The sequence below is a fragment of the Enterococcus sp. AMC1251 genome (assembly GCF_058216535.1).
On the sequence record NZ_CM177098.1, the window covers coordinates 1,625,810 to 1,651,595 of the forward strand.

Annotated in this window: 27 protein-coding genes and 1 pseudogene; 21 read left to right on the forward strand and 7 right to left on the reverse strand. The window is 35.7% G+C overall.

The features are described from left to right. The first annotated feature begins 189 nt into the window (after window positions 1–189). The 6 genes from racE (at window position 190) to AC4BBR_RS07625 (ending at window position 6,008) form a co-directional block, all read left to right on the forward strand. Window positions 190–1,026, forward strand: a complete 837-nt coding sequence (gene racE, locus AC4BBR_RS07600) for a glutamate racemase (RefSeq protein WP_490462087.1) — start codon at window positions 190–192, stop codon at window positions 1,024–1,026. Further along, complete coding sequence (gene rph, locus AC4BBR_RS07605) at window positions 1,019–2,368, forward strand: ribonuclease PH (RefSeq protein WP_490461933.1); 1,350 nt, start codon at window positions 1,019–1,021, stop codon at window positions 2,366–2,368. Before racE ends, rph begins: the two co-directional genes overlap by 8 nt. A gap of 10 nt (window positions 2,369–2,378) precedes the next feature. Next, the gene (locus AC4BBR_RS07610; RefSeq protein WP_490461934.1) at window positions 2,379–2,900 is read left to right on the forward strand and encodes a metallophosphoesterase; all 522 of its coding nucleotides are present in this window, start codon (window positions 2,379–2,381) and stop codon (window positions 2,898–2,900) included. A 185-nt stretch (window positions 2,901–3,085) separates the two neighbouring features. Beyond that, window positions 3,086–3,583 (forward strand): cyclic-di-AMP-binding protein CbpB, encoded by a 498-nt coding sequence (cbpB, locus tag AC4BBR_RS07615; protein ID WP_490461935.1) that lies wholly within the window; start codon window positions 3,086–3,088, stop codon window positions 3,581–3,583. A gap of 114 nt (window positions 3,584–3,697) precedes the next feature. Beyond that, complete coding sequence (dapD, locus tag AC4BBR_RS07620) at window positions 3,698–4,399, forward strand: 2,3,4,5-tetrahydropyridine-2,6-dicarboxylate N-acetyltransferase (protein ID WP_490461936.1); 702 nt, start codon at window positions 3,698–3,700, stop codon at window positions 4,397–4,399. Window positions 4,400–4,880: 481 nt separating this feature from the next. Beyond that, window positions 4,881–6,008, forward strand: a complete 1,128-nt coding sequence (locus AC4BBR_RS07625; RefSeq protein WP_490461937.1) for an N-acetyldiaminopimelate deacetylase — start codon at window positions 4,881–4,883, stop codon at window positions 6,006–6,008. Between the two features lie 128 nt (window positions 6,009–6,136). Here the strand turns inward: AC4BBR_RS07625 and AC4BBR_RS07630 are convergent, their stop codons facing one another. Further along, complete coding sequence (locus AC4BBR_RS07630; RefSeq protein WP_490461938.1) at window positions 6,137–7,069, reverse strand: mechanosensitive ion channel family protein; 933 nt, start codon at window positions 7,067–7,069, stop codon at window positions 6,137–6,139. A gap of 141 nt (window positions 7,070–7,210) precedes the next feature. Here AC4BBR_RS07630 and AC4BBR_RS07635 point away from each other — a divergent pair, with 141 nt between their 5' ends. The 3 genes from AC4BBR_RS07635 to AC4BBR_RS07645 all read left to right on the forward strand — a co-directional run bounded on the left by AC4BBR_RS07635 (window position 7,211) and on the right by AC4BBR_RS07645 (window position 10,481). Then, the gene (locus tag AC4BBR_RS07635) at window positions 7,211–8,227 is read left to right on the forward strand and encodes a branched-chain amino acid aminotransferase (RefSeq protein WP_490461939.1); all 1,017 of its coding nucleotides are present in this window, start codon (window positions 7,211–7,213) and stop codon (window positions 8,225–8,227) included. Window positions 8,228–8,380: 153 nt separating this feature from the next. Beyond that, window positions 8,381–9,073, forward strand: a complete 693-nt coding sequence (locus tag AC4BBR_RS07640) for a DUF6612 family protein (protein WP_490461940.1) — start codon at window positions 8,381–8,383, stop codon at window positions 9,071–9,073. 583 nt (window positions 9,074–9,656) lie between these two features. Continuing rightward, window positions 9,657–10,481, forward strand: coding sequence for an aldo/keto reductase (locus AC4BBR_RS07645; RefSeq protein WP_490461941.1), 825 nt, complete (start codon window positions 9,657–9,659; stop codon window positions 10,479–10,481). Window positions 10,482–10,540: 59 nt separating this feature from the next. Here AC4BBR_RS07645 and AC4BBR_RS07650 read toward each other — a convergent pair whose 3' ends face one another. Both AC4BBR_RS07650 and gloA read right to left on the reverse strand, forming a co-directional pair. After that, a complete protein-coding gene (locus AC4BBR_RS07650) occupies window positions 10,541–11,260 on the reverse strand; it encodes a gamma-glutamyl-gamma-aminobutyrate hydrolase family protein (RefSeq protein ID WP_490461942.1) in 720 nt (239 codons plus the stop codon). A gap of 178 nt (window positions 11,261–11,438) precedes the next feature. Continuing rightward, window positions 11,439–11,813 (reverse strand): lactoylglutathione lyase, encoded by a 375-nt coding sequence (gene gloA, locus AC4BBR_RS07655; RefSeq protein WP_490461943.1) that lies wholly within the window; start codon window positions 11,811–11,813, stop codon window positions 11,439–11,441. A gap of 173 nt (window positions 11,814–11,986) precedes the next feature. On the opposite strand from gloA, the gene AC4BBR_RS07660 reads away from it, so the two are divergent. Further along, window positions 11,987–12,436, forward strand: coding sequence for an NUDIX hydrolase (locus AC4BBR_RS07660; protein ID WP_490461944.1), 450 nt, complete (start codon window positions 11,987–11,989; stop codon window positions 12,434–12,436). Between the two features lie 98 nt (window positions 12,437–12,534). On the opposite strand, the gene yidA is transcribed toward AC4BBR_RS07660, so the two are convergent. From yidA to AC4BBR_RS07680, 4 genes are read right to left on the reverse strand one after another with little or no spacing between them, the layout of a single operon-like run. Then, a complete protein-coding gene (gene yidA, locus AC4BBR_RS07665) occupies window positions 12,535–13,341 on the reverse strand; it encodes a sugar-phosphatase (RefSeq protein ID WP_490461945.1) in 807 nt (268 codons plus the stop codon). 24 nt (window positions 13,342–13,365) lie between these two features. Further along, window positions 13,366–14,736: an HD domain-containing protein gene (locus tag AC4BBR_RS07670; protein WP_490461946.1), complete on the reverse strand. Its 1,371-nt coding sequence runs from the start codon at window positions 14,734–14,736 to the stop codon at window positions 13,366–13,368. A gap of 56 nt (window positions 14,737–14,792) precedes the next feature. Beyond that, a complete protein-coding gene (locus AC4BBR_RS07675; RefSeq protein ID WP_490461947.1) occupies window positions 14,793–15,656 on the reverse strand; it encodes a lipoate--protein ligase family protein in 864 nt (287 codons plus the stop codon). Beyond that, window positions 15,649–16,008 (reverse strand): hypothetical protein, encoded by a 360-nt coding sequence (locus AC4BBR_RS07680; RefSeq protein WP_490461948.1) that lies wholly within the window; start codon window positions 16,006–16,008, stop codon window positions 15,649–15,651. The genes AC4BBR_RS07675 and AC4BBR_RS07680 overlap by 8 nt, the downstream gene beginning before the upstream one ends. A gap of 196 nt (window positions 16,009–16,204) precedes the next feature. Between AC4BBR_RS07680 and AC4BBR_RS07685 the strand changes: the two genes are divergently transcribed. The 11 genes and pseudogenes from AC4BBR_RS07685 (at window position 16,205) to AC4BBR_RS07735 (ending at window position 25,786) form a co-directional block, all read left to right on the forward strand. Next, complete coding sequence (locus AC4BBR_RS07685; RefSeq protein ID WP_490461949.1) at window positions 16,205–17,203, forward strand: thiamine pyrophosphate-dependent dehydrogenase E1 component subunit alpha; 999 nt, start codon at window positions 16,205–16,207, stop codon at window positions 17,201–17,203. Continuing rightward, on the forward strand, window positions 17,200–18,189 hold the full coding sequence (locus AC4BBR_RS07690; protein WP_490461950.1) for an alpha-ketoacid dehydrogenase subunit beta: 990 nt from the start codon (window positions 17,200–17,202) through the stop codon (window positions 18,187–18,189). Before AC4BBR_RS07685 ends, AC4BBR_RS07690 begins: the two co-directional genes overlap by 4 nt. A 2-nt stretch (window positions 18,190–18,191) precedes the next feature. Next, window positions 18,192–19,133, forward strand: coding sequence for a sugar-binding transcriptional regulator (locus AC4BBR_RS07695; RefSeq protein ID WP_490461951.1), 942 nt, complete (start codon window positions 18,192–18,194; stop codon window positions 19,131–19,133). A gap of 160 nt (window positions 19,134–19,293) precedes the next feature. Next, window positions 19,294–19,728, forward strand: a complete 435-nt coding sequence (locus AC4BBR_RS07700) for a YwiB family protein (RefSeq protein ID WP_490461952.1) — start codon at window positions 19,294–19,296, stop codon at window positions 19,726–19,728. 75 nt (window positions 19,729–19,803) lie between these two features. After that, window positions 19,804–20,433, forward strand: a complete 630-nt coding sequence (rpoE, locus tag AC4BBR_RS07705) for a DNA-directed RNA polymerase subunit delta (protein WP_490461953.1) — start codon at window positions 19,804–19,806, stop codon at window positions 20,431–20,433. A gap of 306 nt (window positions 20,434–20,739) precedes the next feature. Continuing rightward, entirely contained in the window at window positions 20,740–21,573 is an 834-nt protein-coding gene (locus AC4BBR_RS07710; protein ID WP_490461954.1) for a PRD domain-containing protein, read from the forward strand. 21 nt (window positions 21,574–21,594) lie between these two features. Then, on the forward strand, window positions 21,595–23,580 hold the full coding sequence (gene nagE, locus AC4BBR_RS07715; protein ID WP_490461955.1) for an N-acetylglucosamine-specific PTS transporter subunit IIBC: 1,986 nt from the start codon (window positions 21,595–21,597) through the stop codon (window positions 23,578–23,580). A 371-nt stretch (window positions 23,581–23,951) separates the two neighbouring features. Next, window positions 23,952–24,314, forward strand: coding sequence for a hypothetical protein (locus AC4BBR_RS07720; RefSeq protein WP_490461956.1), 363 nt, complete (start codon window positions 23,952–23,954; stop codon window positions 24,312–24,314). Next, window positions 24,298–24,483 (forward strand): hypothetical protein, encoded by a 186-nt coding sequence (locus tag AC4BBR_RS07725; RefSeq protein WP_490461957.1) that lies wholly within the window; start codon window positions 24,298–24,300, stop codon window positions 24,481–24,483. Before AC4BBR_RS07720 ends, AC4BBR_RS07725 begins: the two co-directional genes overlap by 17 nt. A 70-nt stretch (window positions 24,484–24,553) precedes the next feature. Continuing rightward, a pseudogene (locus tag AC4BBR_RS07730) lies at window positions 24,554–24,715 on the forward strand (EF-Tu C-terminal domain-related protein); the annotation flags it as partial. 201 nt (window positions 24,716–24,916) lie between these two features. Continuing rightward, entirely contained in the window at window positions 24,917–25,786 is an 870-nt protein-coding gene (locus AC4BBR_RS07735) for a PhzF family phenazine biosynthesis isomerase (RefSeq protein WP_490461958.1), read from the forward strand.

Here is a 25,786-nt window from a genome sequence, read left to right on the forward strand (position 1 = left end):
AACATATGAAAAATGAGATTACCAGTATTTTTGAATAGCTACCGAAAAAAAGAGTTGAAAAGCTGAAACAAAATGAAAAATTACTGTAGAAAGAATGATATAATAGGATTTAATGAATATGACTTGAAAAAAGGTAGTAAAAAGTAGAGAATAAGAGTGTTGAAAAAATACTGTAAAGGTTTGATTGACTTGAATAATTATGAAGCAATAGGATTGATAGATTCTGGAGTCGGCGGACTTACGGTGGTAAAAGAAGCATTAAGACAACTACCAAATGAACGTTTGATTTATCTTGGCGATACAGCACGATGCCCATATGGTCCAAGACCTGCTGAGCAAGTGATTCAATTTACTTGGGAAATGACAAATTTTCTTTTGGAAAAAAACATCAAAATGTTAGTAATCGCCTGTAATACTGCTACAGCTGTTGCATTAGAAGAAATCAAGGCGAAATTGGATATTCCAGTTGTAGGTGTGGTCCTGCCAGGAACTAGAGCGGCATTAAAAGCAACAAAAAATAATCGCATCGGTGTGATCGGCACTGCAGGAACTATCAAAAGTAGCGCTTATGAAGAAGCATTGAAAAGCAAAGCGCCCAATACATTTGTTTCTAGTTTGGCTTGTCCAAAATTTGTTCCAATCGTTGAAAGTAATGAGTTTCACTCTTCTGTAGCAAAGAAAATTGTGTCAGAAACGTTAAATCCCTTGCAATTGAAAAAACTAGATACCTTGATTTTAGGTTGTACTCATTATCCATTATTACGTCCTTTAATTCAAAATGTAATGGGAAATCAGGTGAAATTGATTGATTCAGGAGCAGAAACAGTGAGTGAAGTGAGTATGCTGCTGGATTATTTTGATATAGCTAATACGCCGCAGTACAAAAATGAACCAAATGAATTTTATACCACTGGCTCTGCAAAAATGTTTAAAGCAATTGCCAATGAGTGGTTAGATTTAGAAACAATTACCGTTGAGCAAGCTCGATTATCGAATATCTTAAGTGGAGGAAAGAAACATGATTAGACATGATGGAAGACAAGTAAAAGAATTAAGAAAAATCACCATTGAGACGAATGTCTATAAACATCCAGAAGGTTCAGTAGTGATTTCTTTTGGTGATACTAAAGTCATCTGTTCTGCAACCGTGGAAGAAAAGGTTCCACCATTTTTAAGAGGCGAAGGAACAGGCTGGGTGACGGCAGAATATAGTATGCTTCCAAGAGCTACAAATACAAGAAACATCCGCGAAAGTGCAAAGGGAAAACTAACTGGCAGAACAATGGAGATCCAACGTTTAATCGGTCGCTCATTACGTGCAGTTATTGATTTGGAAAAATTAGGTGAAAGAAGTATCATCGTTGACTGTGATGTGGTTCAAGCAGATGGAGGCACCCGAACAGCGAGTATTACGGGCGCGTTTGTTGCAATGAGAATTGCAGTCGACAAAATGCTTAAAAAAGGCGTTTTACAAGAAAACCCAATTAAAGAGTATCTGGCTGCAGTTAGTGCAGGTATTTTAAGCGATGGTCAATGCGTTCTTGATTTGGATTATGCGGAAGATTCGGCTGCAGCTGTTGATATGAATTTGGTAATGACAGAATCTGGGAATTTTGTTGAACTTCAAGGAACAGGAGAAGAAGCGACTTTCTCTGGTGATGAGTTAAATGCATTATTATTCTACGGTAAAACGGGTATCGAGCATCTGATTGCGTACCAAAAAGAAGCATTACTGAATCAATTTTCTGAAAAGGTTTTTCCCACCGAAGCGAAAACAATCGTTATTGCTACAAGAAATCCAGGAAAAGCCAAAGAGTTCACTAAAATTTTTGCTGAAAAAGACTATCGTGTGAAAACTTTATTAGATTATCCAGAACTACCAGATGTAGAGGAAACTGGGAAGACTTTTGAAGAAAATGCTCGTTTAAAAGCCGAAACCATTGCTGAAATTTTAAAACAACCTGTTTTAGCGGATGATTCCGGACTAATTGTTGATGCTTTAGACGGTAGACCAGGGATTTTTTCGGCCCGTTTTGCTGGCGAACCAACAAATAACGCTGCTAATAATGCTAAATTACTCCATGAATTAACGGGAGTACCAAAAGAAAAACGAACAGCAACATTCCATTGCACACTTGTTTTTGCTGCTCCTAATAAAGAAAGTTTAGTTGTTGAGGGGGATTGGTCAGGAGAAATCGGCACGATTCCTCGTGGTGATCATGGATTCGGCTATGATCCATTGTTTTTTGTACCAGAAGAACAAAAAACAGCAGCTGAACTTTCAGATGAGCGTAAAAATGAAATCAGTCATAGAGGAAAAGCCGTTGCAAAACTAAGAGATCAATGGGAACATTGGTTAAAAAACTAGGAGGTTTTACATGAAATATCTAGTAGTAAGTGATAATCATGGCGATCGTAACGTGTTAGTTGATTTAGTAGATACTTATCGTGGAAACGTTGATAAAATGTTTCATTGTGGTGACTCAGAATTAGAACCTACCGATAAATTATGGCATGATTTTATCGTCGTTAAAGGAAATTGTGATTATGATCCTGAATTTCCTGATACAATCGTAGAAAAAAATGAATTGGATACTATTTTTATGACACATGGTCATCTGGCGAATGTCCGTTCTGGCTTGACATCTCTTGCTTTACAAGCAAATAATTCCAAAGCGAACATTGTATTATTTGGACACACGCACGAAATTGGTTGTGAGGTTCGAGCAAATGTTCTTTATTTGAATCCAGGAAGTATCAGACTGCCTAGAGGGCCAATTCAACATAAATCTTATGCGATCATTGAAAGTAAGGAAGATCAATTGATCGTTCAATATTATGGTCGTGATCACAAGCCATATAAAGAACTGCATTTTGTTTTTAATAAAAATTACCTTTAGATAACTTTTACTTGAAATAGTGGGAGCTGTTATTCTCTTTGCGATCAATAGTTAAAAGTGACGAAAATAAGATCAAATCTTAATTTTTTATAAGAGTTATGAAAAAAGTTTGAATTTGAAGACATTTGCTTCTGTTTTCTGTACAATGATAGTTGTGGCAAAGAAAATGAAATGGAGGCACTCCTATGATTGGAACTGCTGTAAAAGAATTATTATTAGAAAAACAAGAAACCTTTTTAATACCAGCGGAGAACGTTGCAAACGTAATGTGTTTGAATCCGCTAAGTCATGCCCTATTGGTTTTATCTCAAGTAAAATATTCAAAAATTCCTGTTTTAGACAAAGGAGATCGTTTTGTTGGTCTAATTAGTTTGTCTGACGTGGTGGATAAAATGTTTGATATTACATCTGTTGATTTTGATAAATTGAAGGATTTTACTGTTGCGGATGTTATGGAAGTCAACGTTCCAATAATTGGTGAACAATGGGAATTGGAAGATGTTCTTCATTTACTCGTTGATGCAGCTTTTCTACCCGTTGTGGATGATAACCAATGCTTTAAAGGGATTATTACGCGCAAAGAATTATTAAAGGCAATCAATCACATGGCTCATGAACTGGAACGAAAGAATGTCATTTTACCAAAATCTGACGGAGAATCCATAGAAATGAAAGTGATTTGATTCTTTATCAAGCATTGGCGTTCATTCATTTTTTGATAAGATAGACATTTAAAAGCAACGAGCATTCTAAAAAAACACTTTGTTATATTGCTTAATTTGAAAGGAGTTATTTTAATGGACGCATATGAAATTATTAACTATATTGGGAATGCTGAGAAAAAAACACCAGTAAAAGTTACCTTGAAAGGCAAACTTAAAGAAGTAACCTTTCCTGATGAGATTCAAGCATTTACGAATTGTAAAACGGGTACTTTATTTGGTGAATGGAAAGTAATTAAAGAATTTCTGAAAAAAAATAAAGACAGTATCATAGATTATGTGATTGAAAATGACTCACGCAATTCTGCGATTCCAATGCTAGATATTAAAGAAGTCAATGCACGGATTGAACCAGGAGCAACAATCAGAGATCGAGTTGAGATCGGTGATAATGCCGTGATTATGATGGGCGCTGTGATCAATATCGGTGCGGTGATTGGGGAAGGAACAATGATTGATATGGGTGCAATTTTAGGCGGACGAGCAACAGTCGGTAAAAATTGTCATATTGGCGCAGGAACCGTTCTAGCTGGTGTAATTGAGCCGCCGAGTGCAGAGCCAGTGGTAATCGAAGACAATGTTTTGATTGGTGCAAATGCTGTTGTACTAGAAGGTATTCGAGTAGGTGAAGGAGCCGTTGTTGCAGCAGGAGCTATTGTTGTTGACGATGTTGCACCTTATACTGTGGTTGCCGGAGTGCCAGCTAAAAAGATAAAAAACATCGATGCAAAAACCAAAAGTAAAACAAATATGATGGAAGAATTGCGGAAATTGTAATTCGTAATAGTGCTTTAATTTAAGTATAGAAGTGTAACTGATACAGAAAAAGCAAACTATTTGTTCTGTAATTGATTATCCACTATGACACTAGTTTTTGATAAAAACTATTTAACCAATTGTCATTCTTTTTTCTGAATATTCTTGTGCTAATTCTTGCATAGCAGTATCTAATGGCTGGTATGCTTTTTTTTATTTCCTCCTTTTTTATTCTTTTGTGGAATGGAACCTAGAGCTTCAAAAGAATGCGTAGAAGTTTTAGGAAAAAAATTAAGCAATGTGGCAATTATTGACATTGATCAGAAAAAATTAACTCTAGATGAATTTGTTCATATTATTATTAGTGTAGGCGTTCGGAATGATAAGAGCTTTATAATACTTGGTTTTGCAATGTTCGAAATTTCTTTTTTTAAGGATTGACAGCAAGCTCTTTTTATTCAACAATAAGATATAGTAAGAATAGAAAAGAGGCAGATGAGTAGTGATTCAAGAACAATTAATTGAAATTCGCAGACAGCTACACCAAATACCAGAACTTGGTCTAGAAGAAGAAAAAACACAAAACTATTTGCTGGATATTATCCAATCAATTGATAAAGAATTTGTAGAATACAAAACTTGGCGAACGGGCATTTTGGTTTTTGTTCATGGGAGTGATTCGAAAAAAACGATTGGCTGGCGAGCTGATATTGATGGTCTTCCAATAACAGAGGACGTTTTTTCTAGTTTTCAGTCTATACATAAAGGATATATGCATGCATGTGGGCATGATTTCCATATGGCGATTGCCTTAGGATTATTGGAACAAATGACTTTGAAGCAACCTGAAAATAACTATTTATTTCTTTTTCAGCCAGCAGAAGAAAACGAAGCGGGCGGCATGTTAATGTATGAAGATAATGCATTTGATTCTTGGCTCCCAGATGAATTTTATGGTCTTCATGTGAATCCAGAGCTACCTGTGGGCAAGATTACAACAAAAGTTGGTACGCTTTTTGCAGCAACTTGTGAAGTTCAAATCTCATTAAAAGGTAAAGGTGGTCATGCCGCATTTCCTCACGCCTCAAATGATATGATTGTAGCAGGAATGAGTCTCGTTCAGCAGGCACAAACGATCGTTAGTCGTAATGTTAATCCGGTAGAAGGAGCTGTAGTTACTTTCGGCACGTTTAATGCTGGTACAGCAACAAACGTGATTGCGGGAGAAGCGATAATTTCCGGTACAATTCGAACATTGACAGAAGAGATGAATTCATTGACCCAAAACAGAATCAAAGAAATTGGCAAAGGGATAGCGAAGTCATTTAATTGTAAAGTTGAGGTATTTTTAGATCAAAAAGGTTATGTTCCAGTGATTAATAATAAAGAAACAACAGAGAACTTCATGTCATTTATGGAACATGAAGCAGGAGTTTTATTCGAAGAGGCAGAAGTCGCTATGACGGGGGAAGATTTCGGTTATTTGTTATCTAAAGTACCTGGTACGATGTTTTGGTTAGGTGTAGATAGCGTGTATGGTCTACATTCTGCTAAATTTGAACCTAAAGAAGAAGCGATTCCTTTTGCTGTGGAACATATTAGCAATTTTTTGAAATCATTAGATAAATAGAAAAATCAACTAAGATCAAAGGTGGAAACAGAATTTCAGGTTGCTTCCGAAGGAGTTGCTTTTTTACCATGGTTGACTCATATATTTAGGGTGTGCAACGAAAGTTTTTTTGTTGCACACCTTTTTTTCTATTTGACTGTAATCGGTGTATTCGGAATAGTGAAGTTCGCTTCAGATAATTTTTTTACATACTGAGCTAAAAATTCTTCTCTGATTGGTGCTTGTTTTCCATTTAGCACATACATCGTTGTACGAATGGCAAAATTTCCATTTCCAAGATCAACCATCCCGAAAATCGTCGGTCCTGTTTGGATACTTTCTGAATATTTGTCTTTCAACTCCAAATTGACTTGCTCGATAATCGCTATGATCTGATCATAGCCTTCATCCGGCATGATTCGAACATCAATTAAAACCTGCATATTAGAGCGGGAAAGGTTGCTTATCGTAGTGATATTTCTGTTAGGAATAAAATGAACAGTTCCGTCTAGAGCTTTCATTTGTATAGTTCTAAGTCCTACAGCAGTAACGGTACCTTCTATATTCAATGATGTCAAACGGATATAATCACCAACGTCCATTTGTTGTTCTAAAATGATGAAAAATCCAGTGATAATATCATTCATAAATCCTTGTGCACCTAAACCAATCGCCACACCAGCTATTCCAGCCCCCGCAAGGAGTGAGCCTACTGGAACCCCTACAACTGTTAGTAAAGAGTAAGTGAAAAAGAAAAATAATGTGTATTGAAAAGCATTATTGACTAAGGTATGTAGTGTTTTTAAACGACTTTCATTGAACGATTGCTTTTTACTATAATTGTTATACGCTTTGTCAATTAGAAGCTTACCTATTCGATTTAGGACCACAAAAAAAAGAATAAGAAATAAGAGATAAATCGTTTTTTCAATTAGAATAGCGATGATCTTATCCCAATCAATTCCATTCCAATAATGTTCAAGAGCATTGACTTTCTTTTCAGCAGCATTTTTTATATCAAGTGTAGAATCCATCGTACTTTCAACTGTGGTACTGGATTTAGATTGTCCTAAAATAAACAAGGATATTCCAACTTTCTTTTTTTATCAATGATTACTTTATCATTATACTCGAATTTGAAAAAAGATGTCATTATTTATATAAAAAGCTTAACAAATTTATTATTAATATGTTACAATATTCTGAAAATGAGGAGTGATTATATGGTAACAGATTGGGACAACTTAGGTTTTGATTATATAAAAACACCATTTCGCTACATTTCGACTTGGAAAGATGGTCAGTGGGATGCTGGGAAATTAACGGAAGATAACACGCTTCATATTCATGAAGGGTCAGCAGCAATACATTATGGTCAACAATGTTTTGAAGGCTTGAAGGCTTACCGTTGTAAAGATGGCTCAATCAATTTATTTAGAGTCGATGAAAATTCTAAACGAATGAGTCGAAGTGCCAAGCGTTTATTGATGGCAGAAGTGCCAGAAGATAAATTTATTCGTGCAGTAGAAGAGGTGGTGAAGGCTAATGAGGCTTTTGTTCCTCCTTACGGCAGTGGTGGTACGTTATATATTCGCCCACTTCTAATTGGTGTTGGTGAAGGAATCGGTGTACATTCGGCTCCAGAGTTTATTTTTACGGTTTTCTGTATGCCTGTAGGTGCGTATTTCAAAGGTGGATTAACACCAACGAACTTTATTTTTTCTGATTATGATCGAGCGGCACCTCAAGGAACTGGTGCAATTAAAGTTGGCGGGAACTATGCAGCTAGCTTATTGCCTGGAGAAGAGGCGAAAGAAAAAAACTATTCAGATTGTATCTATCTAGATCCAGCAACACATACAAAAATCGAAGAAGTCGGTTCTGCTAATTTCTTCGGAATTACGAAAGACAATCGTTTTATTACGCCGTTATCACCATCAATTTTGCCAAGCATAACGAAGTATTCGCTACTTTATCTGGCTGAACATAATCTTGGAATGGAAGCTGTAGAAGAAGAGGTTTATATTGATGCTTTGGATAAATTTAAAGAAGCTGGAGCTTGTGGAACGGCTGCTGTGATTTCACCTATTGGCGGTATTCAGACTTATGATGATTTCCATGTGTTTTATAGCGAGACAGAAGTTGGCCCCGTAACGCAGAAACTTTATGATGAATTGACAGGGATTCAATTTGGTGATATCGCCGCACCAGATGGCTGGATAAGGAATATAAAGATATAGAGAATTGTTGAAAGAAGGATGTTTGTCTCATCCTCTTTTTTATACAATTTGGCTCTCTAAACAGTAGAAAAACTCTCGTATTTTGAATGTAGATTTAGTATAATATATAAGGAAAATATTGTATTAAATAATATAAGAAATTGGGGAGTTAAAATGAAAAAATTTGTTTTGGTTGTTGTTTTACTGTTTGCATTGGCTGGTTGTAATAAGCCAGTTACAAAAGAGGCGGTACTCAAACGCATGGATGTACAAGAAAGTAAAGTAGATAGTTATTCATTAGATATGGATCTCAGTGTGAAGGTAAGTGCATTGGGGCAAAAAAACAATTCAACAGTTGAAATGAGTTCGGAGGTTGATCGTAAAAATAATGCACATCAAATTGATTTGACGAATGCTGATGGAGAAGATCTTGATGTTATTATAACAGATGGAAAAGCATACTTAGAAGATCGACCAGGAGTGTGGAAAAAGACGGCGAAGGTTGATGCAAAAGAGTTTATGAGACAGGTGGATTATAATGTACCTTTAGAGGTTCTTGATTTAGTTTCGGAAGATTTAGACTTTGAAACGACGGATGATGAATATCATTTTCTGTATGAAGGCTATGATAAAAAATTATATAAAACATTGAAAAAATATTATAACATTTCCTTTAAGGGATTTGATACGAATGATGATCTAACAATTGAGATGGATATGCGTGTAGACAAAAAAACTTTTAATGTACAAGAAATGAATATCAACATTATTGGTGAGAATAAAAAAGGGAAAGTCACTATCAGCATTAGCTCAGAATATGACAATTTCAATGCAATCGAAAAAATAGAATTACCAAAAGAAGATTGATTATACTAGCAAAAAGAGGTAGAGACAGAAGAGTTTAACCCCGAGAAATAAGCTTCTACTCTCTTCGTTTATTCAGATTTTAGGTGACTGGGTTGTAACTCATAGAGTTATGTCTCAGTCACTTTGGTTTGAGTAAGTAAAAATAATTGATTTAGATAATTTTTAATCAAAAACTTAAATAAATGCGTATTACTATTTAAAAAAATGAGTATGAAAAGGAGGGGAAACTGGAAACTCTCCTTTTCATAAAGGTACTTGGAAAAGTAAGACGAATGATTATAGTGAAATAAATGCATTTTTAAGCTGAATCAACTGATCAATATTTATGCGTTGACCAATTATGATTAAAATAAAAAATTGATGAACCAAACAAAGTTGAGAGGACAGTAGTAGATACTAAAGAGGTAGGAAAACAAACGTTGAAAGTTATTGAAGTTTTGAAATGAATAATAAATTGAACATTCAGCTTTTAAGATCTAATAATAAATGAAACAAATATTTACAATCTAGTTATTTTCCATCTGGAATTTTAGAGAGTATACTAATTATGTGTTTATTTTTTCAAAGAAAGGAATGAAGAAATATGGATTTTGAAAGAACAAAAGAGTTAGCGAATGGTTCGCTTATCCCTCGATTAGGTTTAGGGGTATGGCAAGTGAAAGATGGAGCAGAAGCTGTTGATTCAGTGAAGTGGGCGTTACAAGAGGGTTACCGTTTAATTGATACAGCAGCAGCTTATAAAAATGAAGCTAGTGTAGGTGAAGGAATTCGTGCGTCGGGTGTTCCTAGAGAAGAAATTTATATTACAACGAAACTATGGAATGCTGATCAAGGATATGATTCCACTCTGAAAGCATTTGATGAAAGTTTAGACAAGCTTGGTTTAGACTATGTTGATCTGTATTTGATTCATTGGCCGGTTGAAGGGAAATATAAAGAGTCTTGGCGTGCGATGGAAGCAATTTACCTAAGTGGACGCGCTAAAGCAATAGGTGTATCTAATTTTCATGAACATCATATTGAAGAACTACTGAAAGATGCAAAAGTCGTACCAATGATTGATCAAATCGAGCTTCATCCAACCTTGACGCAAAAACCATTACGTAAATTTCTAACAGATAACAATATTTCCATTGAAGCGTGGTCTCCATTAGGACAAGGCAAAATTCTAGAAAATTTCACTTTAATTGAAATCGGCAAGAAATATAACAAAACAGCAGCACAGGTGATTATTCGTTGGCATTTACAAAATGATATCATTGTCATTCCAAAATCAGTTCATCAAAATCGTATCAAACAAAATTTTGACGTATTTGATTTTGAATTGACAGATGAAGATCTCAAGCGGATCGATGAATTAAATACAAATGAGCGTTTAGGTCCTGATCCAGATAATTTTGATTTTTAATACGAAGTACATTTAAAAAGTGGTAGAAAACTGGATAAAACCAATTTTCTACCATCTTTTTATAGTTGATTCACAAAATAGTCGAATAATTTAAATTCTTTTGCGTCTACATCAAAGCGAAGTTCTGGATGCCATTGAACACCCAAGATACTTTTGTTTGTATCAACTGATTCGATTGCTTCTGCAAGACCATCGGTTGATCTTGCGGTGATTTTTAATGATGGGGCTAATGTATTGAGCGCTTGATGATGATAAGAATTAACGCGATATTTTTCTCCAAGTAATTGATGGAGAACACTATCCTTTTCTATTTGAATGCCATGAGTCGCAAATTGCGGTTGAGTGGGTTGTTGACCGTGTTTGACTGTCCACTCAGGGTATAACGAAAGATCTTGATATAAAGTTCCTCCTAAAGCGACATTTAGCAGCTGCATGCCCCGACACACCGCAAAAATGGGTTTCTTTTGTTTAAGAGCTTCTTGGATCAAAGCTAGTTCAAAAAGATCACGATTACGATTGGTTTCTTCTAGCTTTGGATGGGGTTCTTCTCCAAAAAAATCTGGCGAAATATCTTGTCCGCCTGCCAATAATAATTTATCGATTTGAGAAACATACGCTGTCGCGTTTTCTTCTTTGCTAATCGGTATAACAATAGGGAGTCCGCCTGCTTTTTCAACAGCAGTTACGAAAGCTTGTGGTGTATAACTTACATGGTTGCCGTTGAAAACATCAACGGATTGAATAATTTGATTTCCAGCTATGCCGATAATCGTTGTCATTTGATCACGTCCTCAATTAATATGTAGGATAATAGTGTATCACTTTTTTATGAAATAAGGGTTAAAAATAGTTTTTAACTAAACATAAATCTAAAAATAATAAAGAAAAATAGTGAAAAAGAAACAGCTAGTCGCAATTTAGGCAAAACCTAAAAAGTGATTAACTGTCTTTTTAGTATTAACGGGCACGAATAACTTCTATTTTATACCCATCTGGATCAGTAATAAAATAATACGATGGAGGTGTTCCAGGCAGACCTTTCATATCAGTAACGTTGAAACCAGCATTTTTTTGTTCGGTGTGCAATTTTTCGATTTCGTCTACGCTGATAGCGATATGACCATAACCGTCTCCTAAATTGTACGCATTATGATCGTAATTATACGTTAACTCTAATTCATAACCATCACCAGGTAATGTTAGATAAACTAAAGTAAATTTATGTTCTGGGAAATCACGACGGCGACTTTCTTCAAAATTGAATGCCTTTTGATAAAATTCTAGCGATGCTTCCAAATCTTTGACACGAACACAAGTGTGAGCCATTTTCATATAATTCATCTTCCTTTCAAAAGTTGATAGTATCGCAGATTGAATGAAACAAACTGCTGATATTTTCATAGTAGCATAGACTTTAATAGAATTGTGAGTAAAATGATATGATATTACTTGTTCATGAGAAAATTCTCATGTAAAATTAGGTCAAAAGAAAAGGAGTTGTTTTTATGAAAACACCGTCATTCGGTGAAAAATCGGAAATATTGGACTATAAAAAAAGACTGGGTGCTTATATTATTGTATCAAGAAATAATGAGACAGAGACAGAAATAGTATTAGTTCAAGCACCGAATGGAGCTTATTTTTTACCAGGCGGAGAAATTGAGCAAGGAGAAACAAAAGAAGTTGCTATTCATCGGGAAATGATCGAAGAACTTGGTGTTGAAGTAGTTATTGGTGAGTACCTTGGACAAGCAGATGAATATTTCCATTCAAGACATCGGAGTACAGATTATTACAATCCAGGGTATTTTTTTGTTGCTAATAGCTGGACACAGATCTGTGAACCTTTAGAAAAAACAAATAAAATTTGCTGGGTGTCTATTGATGAAGGAATCGAATTGTTGAAACGTGGGAGTCATAAATGGGCAGTCCGCAAATGGGAATCTAATCAGTGAGAATAAGCTCAAGCAATTCAAATTACATGATAAAAAAGAGAGGTTGAGACAAAACTAAAAATCAGTTTTGTCTCAACCTCGCTCCATAAGTAAAAAAATTATATATATTTCAGTAAAACTTCTGCTACACCATCTTCATCGTTACTTGTGGTTAGAATGTCAGCAGCTTGTTTGACACTATCAGTTGCATTTCCCATAGCAACGCCAATACCAGCGTATTCGATCATCGATAAATCATTTTCATTATCTCCGATAGCCATTGTTTCAACTTGAGAAATCCCTAAATGTTTGGCAAGTTTAGCTAATGCATTACCTTTACTAGCTTCCTTATTCAAAATCTCATAATAAAAATCGGTGCTTTTAACAGTTGTATATTTACTGGTAAACTCTTCTGGAAGTTTGCTAATGGCTTTGTCCAGAATTTCTGGCTCGTCAATCATCATCATTTTGATAATTGATAGATCAGGTGTCATCTCTTCAACTGTCCGATATTTAAGCGGCATATCTACTAAAAAAGCTTCATGTACGGAGTATTTACCAATATCTCGGTTAGCTGTGTAAATGGCTTGATCGTCGATCGTGTGTAAATGAACGCCAACTTTGCGTGCCATTGATTCGATTTCCAAAAAGTCATCATGGCTTAATGAATACTGTGAGATGATTTCATTCGATTTTGTTGCCTGTACTAAAGAACCATTATAAGTAATCACGTAGTCATTATCGCCGTATAACTCTAATTCAGCTAATTGTTCTTTGACGCCTGGCAAAGGTCGTCCAGTACACAAAACAATATACATACCACTTTCGTTAGCTTTTTGCAAAGTTTCTTTCACTCTCGGGCTGATCTTTCTGTTAGAATCAAGTAAGGTTCCATCAATATCAATTGCGACTAATTTGACTGTCATAATATCCTCCTGAAAAAATATTTTTCAATTCTGTCTTTCAACTAATGCGCCATTGTGAATATAAGAAGCAAATTCACGATAGGTGTCATCAAATAAATCATAATGCTGTTGCCTTTTTGGGTCAACCATTTCTTTCGGGAAATAAAACCGTTCATCGATTTGAGTTTGTCCTGCAAGTGCAGCAACGAGGTGGCTGATTTTAGATAACTCAATCAAGGTTCCATCTTTTTGCATAATTTCAATTTGAGTTCGGTGACTATTTTTTTCTGGGCGATAAAAATCATAAGGCAAGTCATAACTTGAATTGATGGCAGTATAATATTTTGGGTTATAACCGACTTTTTCAATCAACGCGTCCAGATGACGAATGATCACAGAATCTCGATCGCCAGAAAATGTTGCAGATTTAAGAGGTCTGCGTATTAAAAAGCGATTGGCTAGATCGTTAAGAATCGGGTCAGGTAAAGAAGTCCATTGGGTAAAATATGTGTTTAAAACGCCATCGTCTAATTTCAAGTATTCCTGTAATGAGAAATTTCCTTTGAAGAAAGGGACCAGAAGCTGAGAATGTACTTGATAGTCCTCAGGTTGTTGTTCATATAATTCTTTCGCCCGGTTAAGTAAATGATCTAAAATGACTTCCATGCCACGAGAAACAGGATGGAAATAGACCTGAACATACATTTGATAGCGACTCACGACGTAATCCTCTACCGCATGCATTCCGTTCATAGCAAAAGCTAACCCATCTTTATAGGGACGAATCACACGTAAAATTCTTGTTAAATCAAAAGTACCATATTCTGTTCCAGTAAAATAAGCATCTCGTAATAAATAATCCATCCGATCAGCGTCAATTTGACTAGAAATCATCTGAACAACTTGAGGATTTGGATATTTTTTAGTGATAACGCTTGCTACTTTATTAGGAAAATCTGCTGAAACTCGATTTAATATCTGAAAAACTTCTGTTTCAGGGGAGGTAATAATATCTACTGTAATTGCTTCGTGATCTGTATTAAAAATATGCTCAAACGTATGAGAATACGGACCGTGGCCAACATCATGAAGTAAAGCAGCGCAAAGAGTGACTAAACGTTCGTTATCATCCCAGCCTTCTTCACCAAAATGTTCTGCTGAATAATTGCGTTGAAAAATATCGCAAATACGACGTGTTATTTCATAAACTCCTAACGAATGAGCAAAACGGCTATGTTCTGCACCGTGAAAGGTGAAAGAAGAAGTTCCTAATTGTTTGATTCGCCGCAATCGTTGTACTTCTGCTGAATTAATCAAATCTAAAATCACTTGATGCTGTACATGGATATAATTGTGGACAGGATCTCTAAAGACTTTCTCGATTGGTAAAATTTGGTATTTATAAGAGATTGACATTGATTCACTCCTTTCAATTAATGGTCGGTTGCCCCTTTATTTTATTTAAGACTTTCTCACTCTGAACAATATTCATCTAACAATTGGTTTCTTTGGTGCATTTTTTCTATCTGCTTATTCGTTTCAGTTGTAAACCACGCTGAAGTTAATAATTTAGGTACTGTTTTCCGATCAATTGTAATTGGTGTGTTATCTAATAATACGTTAATTAATCGTTTTTTCACTTCATTCACTGTCATTTCTTTTTGAAGAAGATCATCTAAATTTGCCATGACAGTTGGATTAACAGGAGGATAACCATTTTTCCCGAAATTTTCTTGTAAACTAGTTTGATAAAAACGACGAACCGATTCGCCGCGTTTTTGCTGATTTCCATTAACACTCAAGTAAACCATGACTGCAGTTCCATTTTTCACGCGACGTTGAGCGATTCCAGCAAATTTCTTACCATTGATACTTAAATCGAAGGTGCCTGGACAATAAGATTCAGTAATTTCAAAAGCTCTAATAATGTGCGTAGAATCTTCAAATGCATACTTAATCCAGTTCCACATATGCGTATAAGCGTCATCAATACTGATTTTTTTATTATCTAAATTTGGCAAAATCAATGAAACGTTTAAAATACCAGTATCAGCAATTACGCCGAGACCTCCAGCGTTACGGATAACAACATTATAGCCATCTTGTTGTAAAGAGTCTAGACCGTTACTTAAATCAGTCACTCGTGTATCTTTCATACCAAGAATCATTGTTTGGTCGAGTTGCCAAAAGTGAATAATTGGTTGCTGATTAATCCCAGAGAAAGTTGTCAAAGTATCAGTTAAAGCAAATGGCAGAAAGTAGTCTTTTTTAGTTAAACAATTTTGGTCATATAAAAAGACTGTGTCGGTTGTAAAGAGCTGGTTAAAATTAATCATCGGACTCTTCATCCTGTTTTACGCGGGAAACGTAGTCCTTCACTTCTTTATTCATTTGATTATATTCATTCGTAAAACGCATTGGTTTACTGATAATCCTCATTGGCATAGTAGCTAAAAATTTACTGAAGTCTTGTCTGGCTTCTTCAGTTAAACGACCAGGCTTAGATACTAAGCGCTCATAAAGATAATGATAAAATTGATTCATTGCATCGATATCGATACTCATTTGATTATGACACTCCATACATTCGATACTGGAAATGATCTCGTTCATATATTGAATATCATGGAGTGTTTCTTGTTGACAATGCATACAAAATAACATTGCTTCTTCATCATGAAATAACATTTGTTTCCACCTCCACTTTCTATTATAAACGATTTGAGCGAGAAATCATGCTTATCTGTGTAGAAATAACAAGAAAAATAGATAATTTTTTTTAAAATCAGAGAAATAAATAAAAAATCTTGCTATCGATCAAAGAAAACTATAAAATGTTTACATATGATTATAAGGGAAACAAATGTAAAAAAGAGGTGGAAAGATGAATGCTAAAGCCAATAAAGCCCAACAGATTACAGAAATTGATGAACTAGAAGCTCTGAAAAAAATGTGGGAAATTCGTATTTTTGAAGAAATGATTCAAGAGCTTTTTGATGCTGGAGAATTGCATGGTACGATGCATCTTTGTACTGGACAGGAGGCCACAGCAGTTGGTGGAGCTGGTATTTTAAAGCAAAGCGACTGGATTGTTTCAACACACAGAAATCATGGTCATTGTATTGCGAAAGGAACAGATATCGGAAGTATGTTTGCCGAAATGTTAGGAAAGAAGACGGGAACTAATGAAGGCAAAGGCGGCAGCATGCATATTGCTGATATGGCAGTTGGAAATTTAGGATCAAATGGGATTGTTGGGGCAGGGTTTCCAATTGCAGCTGGTGCTGCTTTAAGTGCGCAGATGCATGAGACAGATCAAGTTGTATTATGCTACGCTGGAGATGGGGCCACCAATGAAGGAAGTTTTCATGAAGCTCTGAATTTGGCTTCTATTTGGCAATTACCCGTTATTTATTTTATTGAAAATAACCAGTATGGAATGAGCAGTTCTATTGAGCAGATGGTCAATATTGAGAAGCTTTCAGATCGAAGCAAAAGCTATGGTATTGAAGGTATAACGATCGATGGCAATGATCTATCAACAGTATCAGAAACTGTTTCAAAAGCTGTAGTTAAGGCTAGAAGCGGTGGTGGTCCGACTTTGATTGAAGCACTGACTTATCGTCACAAAGGACATTCAAAATCGGATAAGCTAATATATCGTTCGCAAAATGAGTGTCGTAATTGGCAAGAAAATAACGATCCAATTATACGTCTTGAAAAAAAATTAATTCAAGATACGAAAGTAGAAGAAAAACAAATTCGACAGTTGGAAAGAGGAATCCGAGAAGAACTAGCTGAGTTAGTTGCCTCTGCAAAACTTGACAGTGAACCAACCATTGACGATTTATGGACGCATGTGTATGCGGAAGGGGAATTATGAGAACAATTACTTATTTACAAGCAATTAATGAAGCATTGGACGAGGCGTTGGCTCAAGATAACCGTGTTTTTCTCCTAGGAGAAGATATTGGCGTATACGGTGGCGGTTTTGGGGCTACTCAAGGACTTCAGGAAAAATATGGAAAACAGCGTGTGCGCGATACACCTATTTCAGAAAGTGCAATCGCTGGTGTTGCAGTAGGGTCTGCCATGACAGGCATGCGTCCGGTGATGGAATTGCAATTTTCAGATTTTATCACTGTTGCGATGGATCAGTTAGTTAATCAAGCGGCGAAAATTCATTATATGTATAGTGGAAAAGCTAAGGTTCCTCTAGTAATGAGAACAGCTGCAGGATCGGGTACTGGAGCAGCTGCACAGCATTCGCAGAGTTTGGAAAACTGGATGGCTCATATCCCTGGTTTAAAAGTAATTCAGCCGACTAATGCATATGATGCTAAAGGGTTACTCCACGCAGCGATCAAAGATAATAATCCAGTCATGTTTTATGAGCATAAGCTATTGTATAAAACGATCGGAAATGTGCCAGTTGAACCATATACACTACCAATCGGTGTCGCAGATATTAAACGAATCGGTTCTGATGTTACGATTATTGCTACAGGAATCATGGTAAATAAAGCTTTGGAAGCAGCAGAAATTGCGGAAGAAAACGGTATTTCTGTTGAAGTCATTGATCCAAGAACCTTGGTTCCACTAGATCTGGAAACTATTTTGATATCTGTTGAAAAAACAAAACGAGTGATTGTTGCAACAGAAGCAGTTAAAAGTAGTGGATTTAGTGCAGAAATCACCTCGGTTATTGCAGAGTCCAAATTTTCGATGGATTTAAAGGCACCAATAATGCGCTTAGGTGGAGAATTTATTCCGATGCCAGCACAAAAAACATTAGAAGCATATGCAATTCCTCAAGTAGCCTCTTTGGTTAAAGCTGTGAAATATATAATGGCAGAGAATGAGGTTTAGCTATGAAGATCAGCGAAGATCGTAGAAAAATGTTAAAAATTGTTACGATGTATTATGAACAAGGACTGACCCAGGCTGTGATTGCAAAAAAAATGGCTATTTCTCGACCTGTAGTTTCGAAAACTTTGCAAAAAGCCAGGGATTCAGGAGTTGTTTCGATTTTGATCAAAGATGAATCTGCTTATGCTGTTGAGCTAGGCTTGCGTTTAGAGAATAAGTACCAACTTAATGACGTAATCGTCATACCAACGAATAAACAAAAGCAAGCTGAGATAGTAAAAAAAGAAGTTAGTCGAGCAGCCTCATTTTATTTTGAAGAACATTTAAAACCTAGTATGAATGTTGGATTATCATGGGGAACGACGTTAGCTGATATGATTGATGAGATGCCATATCAGTCTTTTCCATCGATTAATGTTTGCCCCTTAGTCGGTGGTGTTTCTAGTGAGCACCTTTATTTTGATACAAATCATTTAGTTTTTCGATTGGCTGAAAAACTCAACAGTCGTTGCCAATATTTTTATGCTCCTGCACTAGCAGAGACTATAGGATTAGCAAATGTTTTAAATGAATCACAATTAGTAGGAAAAGCAATGAAGCAAGCAAAAAATGTTGATTTTGCGATTATCGGTGTAGGAAACCCGAATAAAAGTTCCACTTGGAAACGCCTTGGATATATAGAAAAGAAAGAAGTGCAAATCATCAAAGAAACAGGAGTCAAAGGAGATGCAGTAGCGTCCTTATTTGACAAAAATGGCCAAACAGTAAACAATGAAATAAGCAAACGGATGATAGGCGTCAAAGTAGAAGATTTAGCAAACATACCGGAAGTAATGGTTATTGGTTGTGGCGAGGAAAAAGCAGAGAGCATCAAACCGCTAGTGCTTGGTAAAAGTTGCACTGTTTTAGTTGTTGATCAAATGATTGCGGAAGCATTGGTTTGAAAATTGGCGATTATATTAAACTTTTGTGTTATCTAGCTTTGCGGGCTAGTCTTTCGTCGAAAAGATCAAAATAGCATGTGACAAAGAACGTAGCAGTCTATTTTTCAGTTGAGACTGGGCGGAGCCCTGCTATGCTTTTAAATTAAGGAGAGTGCTTTCAATGGATTTATCTCAAGGAACACCAGTATCTATTCAATTGAAAACAGTAGTAGATCAAGCTGGGGAGAAGAAAAATTTTTATTTTGATTTGGAAGGTCAAATCGTGAAAATAGGCGATACTTTATATATTCGCTATAAAGAAGAGCAAGAAGAAGGAGAAGCTGTTCCGGTAACAATCAAAGTTGAACCAGATGGGAAAATTCAGTTGATTCGTGCTGGTGGGCTCAGAATGCGTCTGAAATTTGCCTATCAAGAGCGTTTAGAGACGAGCTATAAAACACCTTATGGTTTATTCCAAATTACGACATTTACACGTAATTTACGGTTCAGTCTTAAGGATCAGCCTGTCGCTGGAAGTATTTTGATCGATTATGATTTGTATTCTCAAACGGAAAAAATTGGGGAATATCATTTAGAATTAGAATTTACTGCGTAATTATGCAATAATCAATTGATTTTTTCTTGATGTTTTTGTATGATAAGGAGTAGACTGTGAAAGGACGTGTACCGTTTGGAAATTAATGTATTTGACGGGTTGAACAAAGATGAATTATCCATGATCGAAGTTGCGCACGCAATTTTAGAACAACGTGAAGATGTGATGGACTTCTCTGACTTAGTAAACCAAATTCAAAATTATCTTGGAAAATCTGACAGCGAAATTCGTGACTCTTTAGCACAATTTTATACTGACTTAAATATTGATGGCAGTTTTATATCTCTAGGAGATAATCGTTGGGGCTTGCGCTCATGGTATCCACTTGATTCTATCAACGAAGAAGTAACACATGGCTTGGATGAAGATGAAGAAGATAAACCTCGACGTAGAAAACGTAAAAAAGTTAATGCCTTTATTAGTGGTGCTAACGATGAAGATGTGATCGACTATAATGATGATGATCCAGAAGATGCTGAATTAACAGATGACGCTGATGACGATATTCTTTATGATGATGACGATGATGACGATGAAGAGATCAAAGCATACAACTCAGATCTTCAAGAAATTGGAGCAGATTCAGATGATGAAGAAGAAGAGTTGCCTGGAATTGAAGAAGATCTTACAATCATCGATGAAGATGATGTGGATGATGACTTTGATGAAGAAGATGAGTATGCTGAACCAGCTGAGAAAGAGTAAAATTCAAGTATGAATGAGTGTTCTTGTTGAAAGAACGCTCTTATTTTGTATCATTAGAACACGAAGCGTGGGTGTTTTTATTTAGTAAAAAAAAATAAAGCAAAATGATTGACAAATGGTCTATATCTTTGTAAACTATCCCTGTTAACAAAATCAAATAGCGTTTTCATGTGACTAGATAATACTAGGCATGGAAGAATTTCTAAAAAATATGATATACTCATATTTTGACGGGATTGTTCTATGCTTTTTTTGTTGTTTTACAGCTGGAAACGGACAATCTACTTCTGCAGAAGAGGAATGTTTATGAAAATCAAAAAGGTGCTTAATCAAAATGCTGTACTTGTCGTTGAAGATGGGCAGGAAAAAGTGGCAGTTGGCAAGGGCGTGGGATTTAATAAAAAGAAAAACGATTTGTTATTCCCACAACAAGTGGAACGAATGTTTGTAATGGAACCAGAAGGCTTGAAAAAGCTCCAAGTGTTATTATCACAAATCGATGAAAAATATTTTTTTGTAACTGAAGAAATTATTTCACATGCTGAAACAATTCTAGGTGAAAAATTGAATGAACACATTAATATTGGATTGAGTGATCACATTGCATTTGCGGCAGAAAATATCCAAAACAATATTATTGTGAGAAATAAGCTGTTGAATGAAATCGAAATTTTATACAGTGAAGAGTTTTCAATCGCGCAATGGGCAGTGGATTATTTGACGCAAACTTTGGGTATCCCATTTAGTTATGATGAAGCAGGCTATATCGCAATCCATATTCATAGTGCTCGCAGTGGACGTACGGATAATAGTAAAAGTATTCGTGAAGTCACAATTGTTTCAGAAATTATTCATTTAATCGAGCAAGAATTAGGAATCAATATTCATGATGAAAAGATGAGTTTAAGCTATTCACGATTAGTCAATCATCTACGCTTGTTTATTCACCGTTTTCAGCAAAGTCAGTATGCCGTTTTAGACGATGAAATTTTAGATATTGTGCGTAAAAAATACGCAGAAAGTTACGAAATATCGAAAAAAGTTCAAGTTTTGTTAATGAGAAATTTTCACTACCAAGTACCAAATGAAGAATTAGGTTATCTGGCTATTCATATTGAACGGCTGAAGATGATCAAATAAAAAGCAAGGGGAGAGACACAAATGAAAGCATATATGCAAAGAATGGGACGTTCGTTGATGCTTCCTGTAGCGGTATTACCTGCTGCAGCGATTTTAATGGGTATTGGGTACTGGATTGATCCCAACGTAATGACAGGTTTAGGTGATCCAAATTTTCTATCTGTTTTTTTAGTTAAAGCAGGTGGCGCAATTATCGACAATCTGCCAGTTTTATTTGCGGTAGGTTTAGCTCTAGGTATGTCAAAAGATAAAGATGGTGCAGCAGCACTCAGTGGTTTGGTTGCTTTCTTAGTAGTAACAACGCTTCTTTCAACTGCAACAGTTGGAGCAATGAAAGGTATTCCAATTGAACAAGTAGATCCTTCTTTTGCTAAAATTGGCAATGCTTTTATTGGGATTTTATCAGGATTAATTGCCGCAGCAATGTATAATCGATTTAGTCAGGTAAAATTACCAATGGCCTTATCCTTCTTTAGTGGCAAACGACTAGTTCCAATTATGACTGCTTTAGCAATGTTAGTAGCGTCTGGTGTATTGTTTTTCGTATGGCCAGTAGTGTTCTCTGGCTTAGTTACTTTCGGGGAATCTATTTCTAAATTAGGTGCTGTTGGAGCAGGACTTTACGGCTTCTTTAATCGTTTATTGATTCCAACGGGTTTACATCACGCTTTAAACTCAGTATTCTGGTTTGACGTAGCTGGTATCAACGATATTGGAAACTTCTTATCTGGTACTGGTGAAAAAGGGGTCACTGGTATGTATCAAGCTGGTTTCTTCCCAATGATGATGTTTGGGTTACCTGCAGGGGCTTATGCAATTTATCGGAATGCTCGTCCTGAAAAGAAAAAAGCAACGGCTTCATTAATGATAGCAGCAGCGTTTGCTTCATTCTTTACTGGTATCACTGAACCATTGGAATTCTCATTCATGTTTGTTGCATGGCCACTATATGTTTTACATGCTATTTTGACCGGAATTTCATTATTTATTTCTGCATTCTTCCACTGGACAGCAGGTTTTGCTTTCAGTGCTGGTTTAGTCGATTTTGTTTTAAGTTTACGTAATCCAATCGCTAACCAACCATATATGTTGATTGTTCAAGGGTTAGTCATGGCTGTTCTTTACTTCTTCGTCTTTGATTTTGCAATCAAAAAATTCAACTTGATGACGCCAGGCCGTGAAGAGGGAGAAGGGGAAGAAACACCAGATATCGATACAACTGGTGACAATAAATTTGCAGTTTTAGCTAGCAAAATCTATCAAGGACTTGGTGGAGATACAAACGTTACGTCTATTGACAACTGTACAACTCGTTTGCGTTTAACGGTTAGCGATACTGGAAAAGTAGATCAAGCAAAAATCAAAGCAACTGGCGTTCCAGGTGTGAAAGTCATTGATGATACAAATATTCAAGTAATCGTTGGAACAGAAGTTCAATTTGTAGCGGATGAAATGAATAAAATCCGTAATGGTGGTGTATCTTCAGTTTCAACTGAACCAGCAAAAAAAAATGAAGTGCAAACGGAAGTACCAAAAGCAACTGTTAAAGAAACTGAATTATATGCTGTTGCAAATGGAAAAGTTATTCCAATTTCTGAAGTACAAGATGATGTGTTCTCAGCAAAAATGATGGGCGACGGATTTGCAGTTCTCCCAACAGATGGTGAAGTATCTACTCCTGTTGCAGGTAAGATCACAAGTATCTTCCCAACAAAACATGCATTAGGAATCCAAACTGATTCTGGTATTGAAGTATTGCTACACATGGGCTTAGATACAGTTGAACTAAAGGGTGCACCTTTCACTTTACACATTGAAGAAGGTCAGGTACTGAAAAAAGGTGATAAAGTTGCAACAATTGATCTAGCAGCGCTAGAAACTGCTGGTAAAAAATCTGACTTAATCGTTGTCTTTACAAATCAAGATGTTGTTGCAAACTATGACTTAACAAAAGCAAATCAAGCAGTTTCTGCTAATGATTCTATTGGTAAAGTAATAGTAAAATAAGCAATTAGAAGCTATCTGAGAATAATCTTGGATAGCTTTTTTTTCTTTTCTTGCTTTATTTTTTTTCTATGATATGGTTAAAGTATACTAGTTATATGTTATCTAGCTATGTGGGTTAGCACTGCGCTTTTTTCGATCGATTCAACTCCTAAAAACTAAAATGTTAAGGATTGAAAGAGTCTGAAAAAGCAATTCAGTTAAATTTTTTTATCCTTAATCTACTGAATGAATCCATTATGCATTTAATTTATACGAGGAGGAGATTATCTTGCATGAATAAGACTGGACACAAAGAAGTGCCAGTTGATGATCATACGGTTTCTTTGTGTCATATTAGATAAATATGATAAAGATGAAGGAGCAGTTTTTAAATGATTATTGTTAAAGGGAACAATCCGAGAAAAGTTGAAAAAATTTGGGAATTAGTAAAAAGAAATCATACAGGAAAGAAAATCGCAATTGTTGGGTATTCTGGAGAAATTCCTCATAATTTTATTCGAGCAAAGCAACTGCCTGCTTACGAAACAATAACAAAACACAATACACTTGACGATTTAACACGTTTTTTAAAAGAGACCAAAGATCGATTTGAAGCAATCATTCTTTACATTGATTGTGAATCTCATTTGATAGAATCAATAAAGGAAAAAACTAAGCCTTATAAAGAAAAATTCATCTTAACTGTTTATGACGAAAGAGTGTATGAGCAAGTAATCGATGGAGAAAAAGGGTGAAGATAGTATGAACGAAAATACTGAACGATTATTGGGACTAATTCAAAAGTTTCAAACCAAAGAACTGACATTAGATGATGCAATAGAGCTTCGACGATTATCAGCAGAATTTACGAATACTTGTGGCGAAGTTGTTGAGCATAAGATGGATCAGTTGTATAAAATGTAACTCTTTAAAGTAACAATAATACGGAGAAGGGCAGGTATAAATCTGACCTTCTTTTTTATTTGCTTACGATTTCCGGACAATGGATGTAACTGGAGTAGTAGAATTACCAGATCGTATTGAAATGGTTATGCAAGGAGAGAATGTAACGATCCAAGTTGAATTGATTCATCCTATTGTGGTGGAACAAGGACTGACATTTGGATCAGGTATTATTACTGGAATAGAAAAATAAAAAACTTTCATAAGATTGACCAGGAATTCGAGGTAAAAGTTTTTAAGCTCCGAGAAGTAAGAAGGGATTCATGAAAAATATTCTTCAAATCTTTGTGAATTTCGGCTTATTTCTCGGAGCTGTATTCTTTTTGCCATTTATTATGATATAGTTCTTCTACCTATGGTATACTATTTAATCAAACAGAAGGAGGTAGAAAAAATGAGATGCATTATTTTAAGGGTTGATGCATTTACACAAATTCCTGGACAAGGAAATCCTGCAGGTGTCGTATTAGATGGAGACAAGTATACTACGGAGGAAATGCAAGAAATCGCTGAAAAAGTTGGTTTTAATGAAACTGTTTTTGTTTGTAAAAGTAACAACGCTAAAGTTAAGTTAAGGTATTTTACACCTGGTCATGAAACCCCACTTTGCGGACATGCAACAATTGGAGCTATTTTCGCTTTGTTTAATGGAAAAGGAGATAGTCAGCTAGAAATTGAAACAGGTGCAGGCGTTTTGCCAATCACTTATGAAGAAAAAAAACAAAGAATAACAATGAAACAAGCGGAACCCCAATTTATTACTTTTAAAGAAGACAAGGAAGCTCTTTGTCGGAGTTTAGGAATTAAACTACACGATTTGCATCCCGATTTACCAATCCAATATGGCAATACAGGTTCGTGGACAGTGCTCGTGCCAACAATCAATAGCACCGTTTTGGATAAAATGAAACCTGATTCAAATGCTTTTCCAGATATTTTAAAGGAAATGCCACGAGCTTCGGTTCATCCATTTGCAATACTTAGTGAACGAGCTGGTCTTTTTACAGCTAGGCATTTCTCCTCACCGTTTTCTGGAACGATAGAAGACTCTGTTACTGGAACAGCTTCGGGAGTAATGGGTGCTTACTTATTAACTCATACTTATGTCAATCAAGAAAGCATTGAAATTAGTGTTTCTCAAGGACAACATGTCCAAAGTGAAGGGATTGTTATGGTTCATGGTAAAAAAAATACTGAGGGAGCAACCTGCATTAGCATTTCTGGAACAGCTTGTTTGAATGAAACATTTGAAGTAACTATCTAA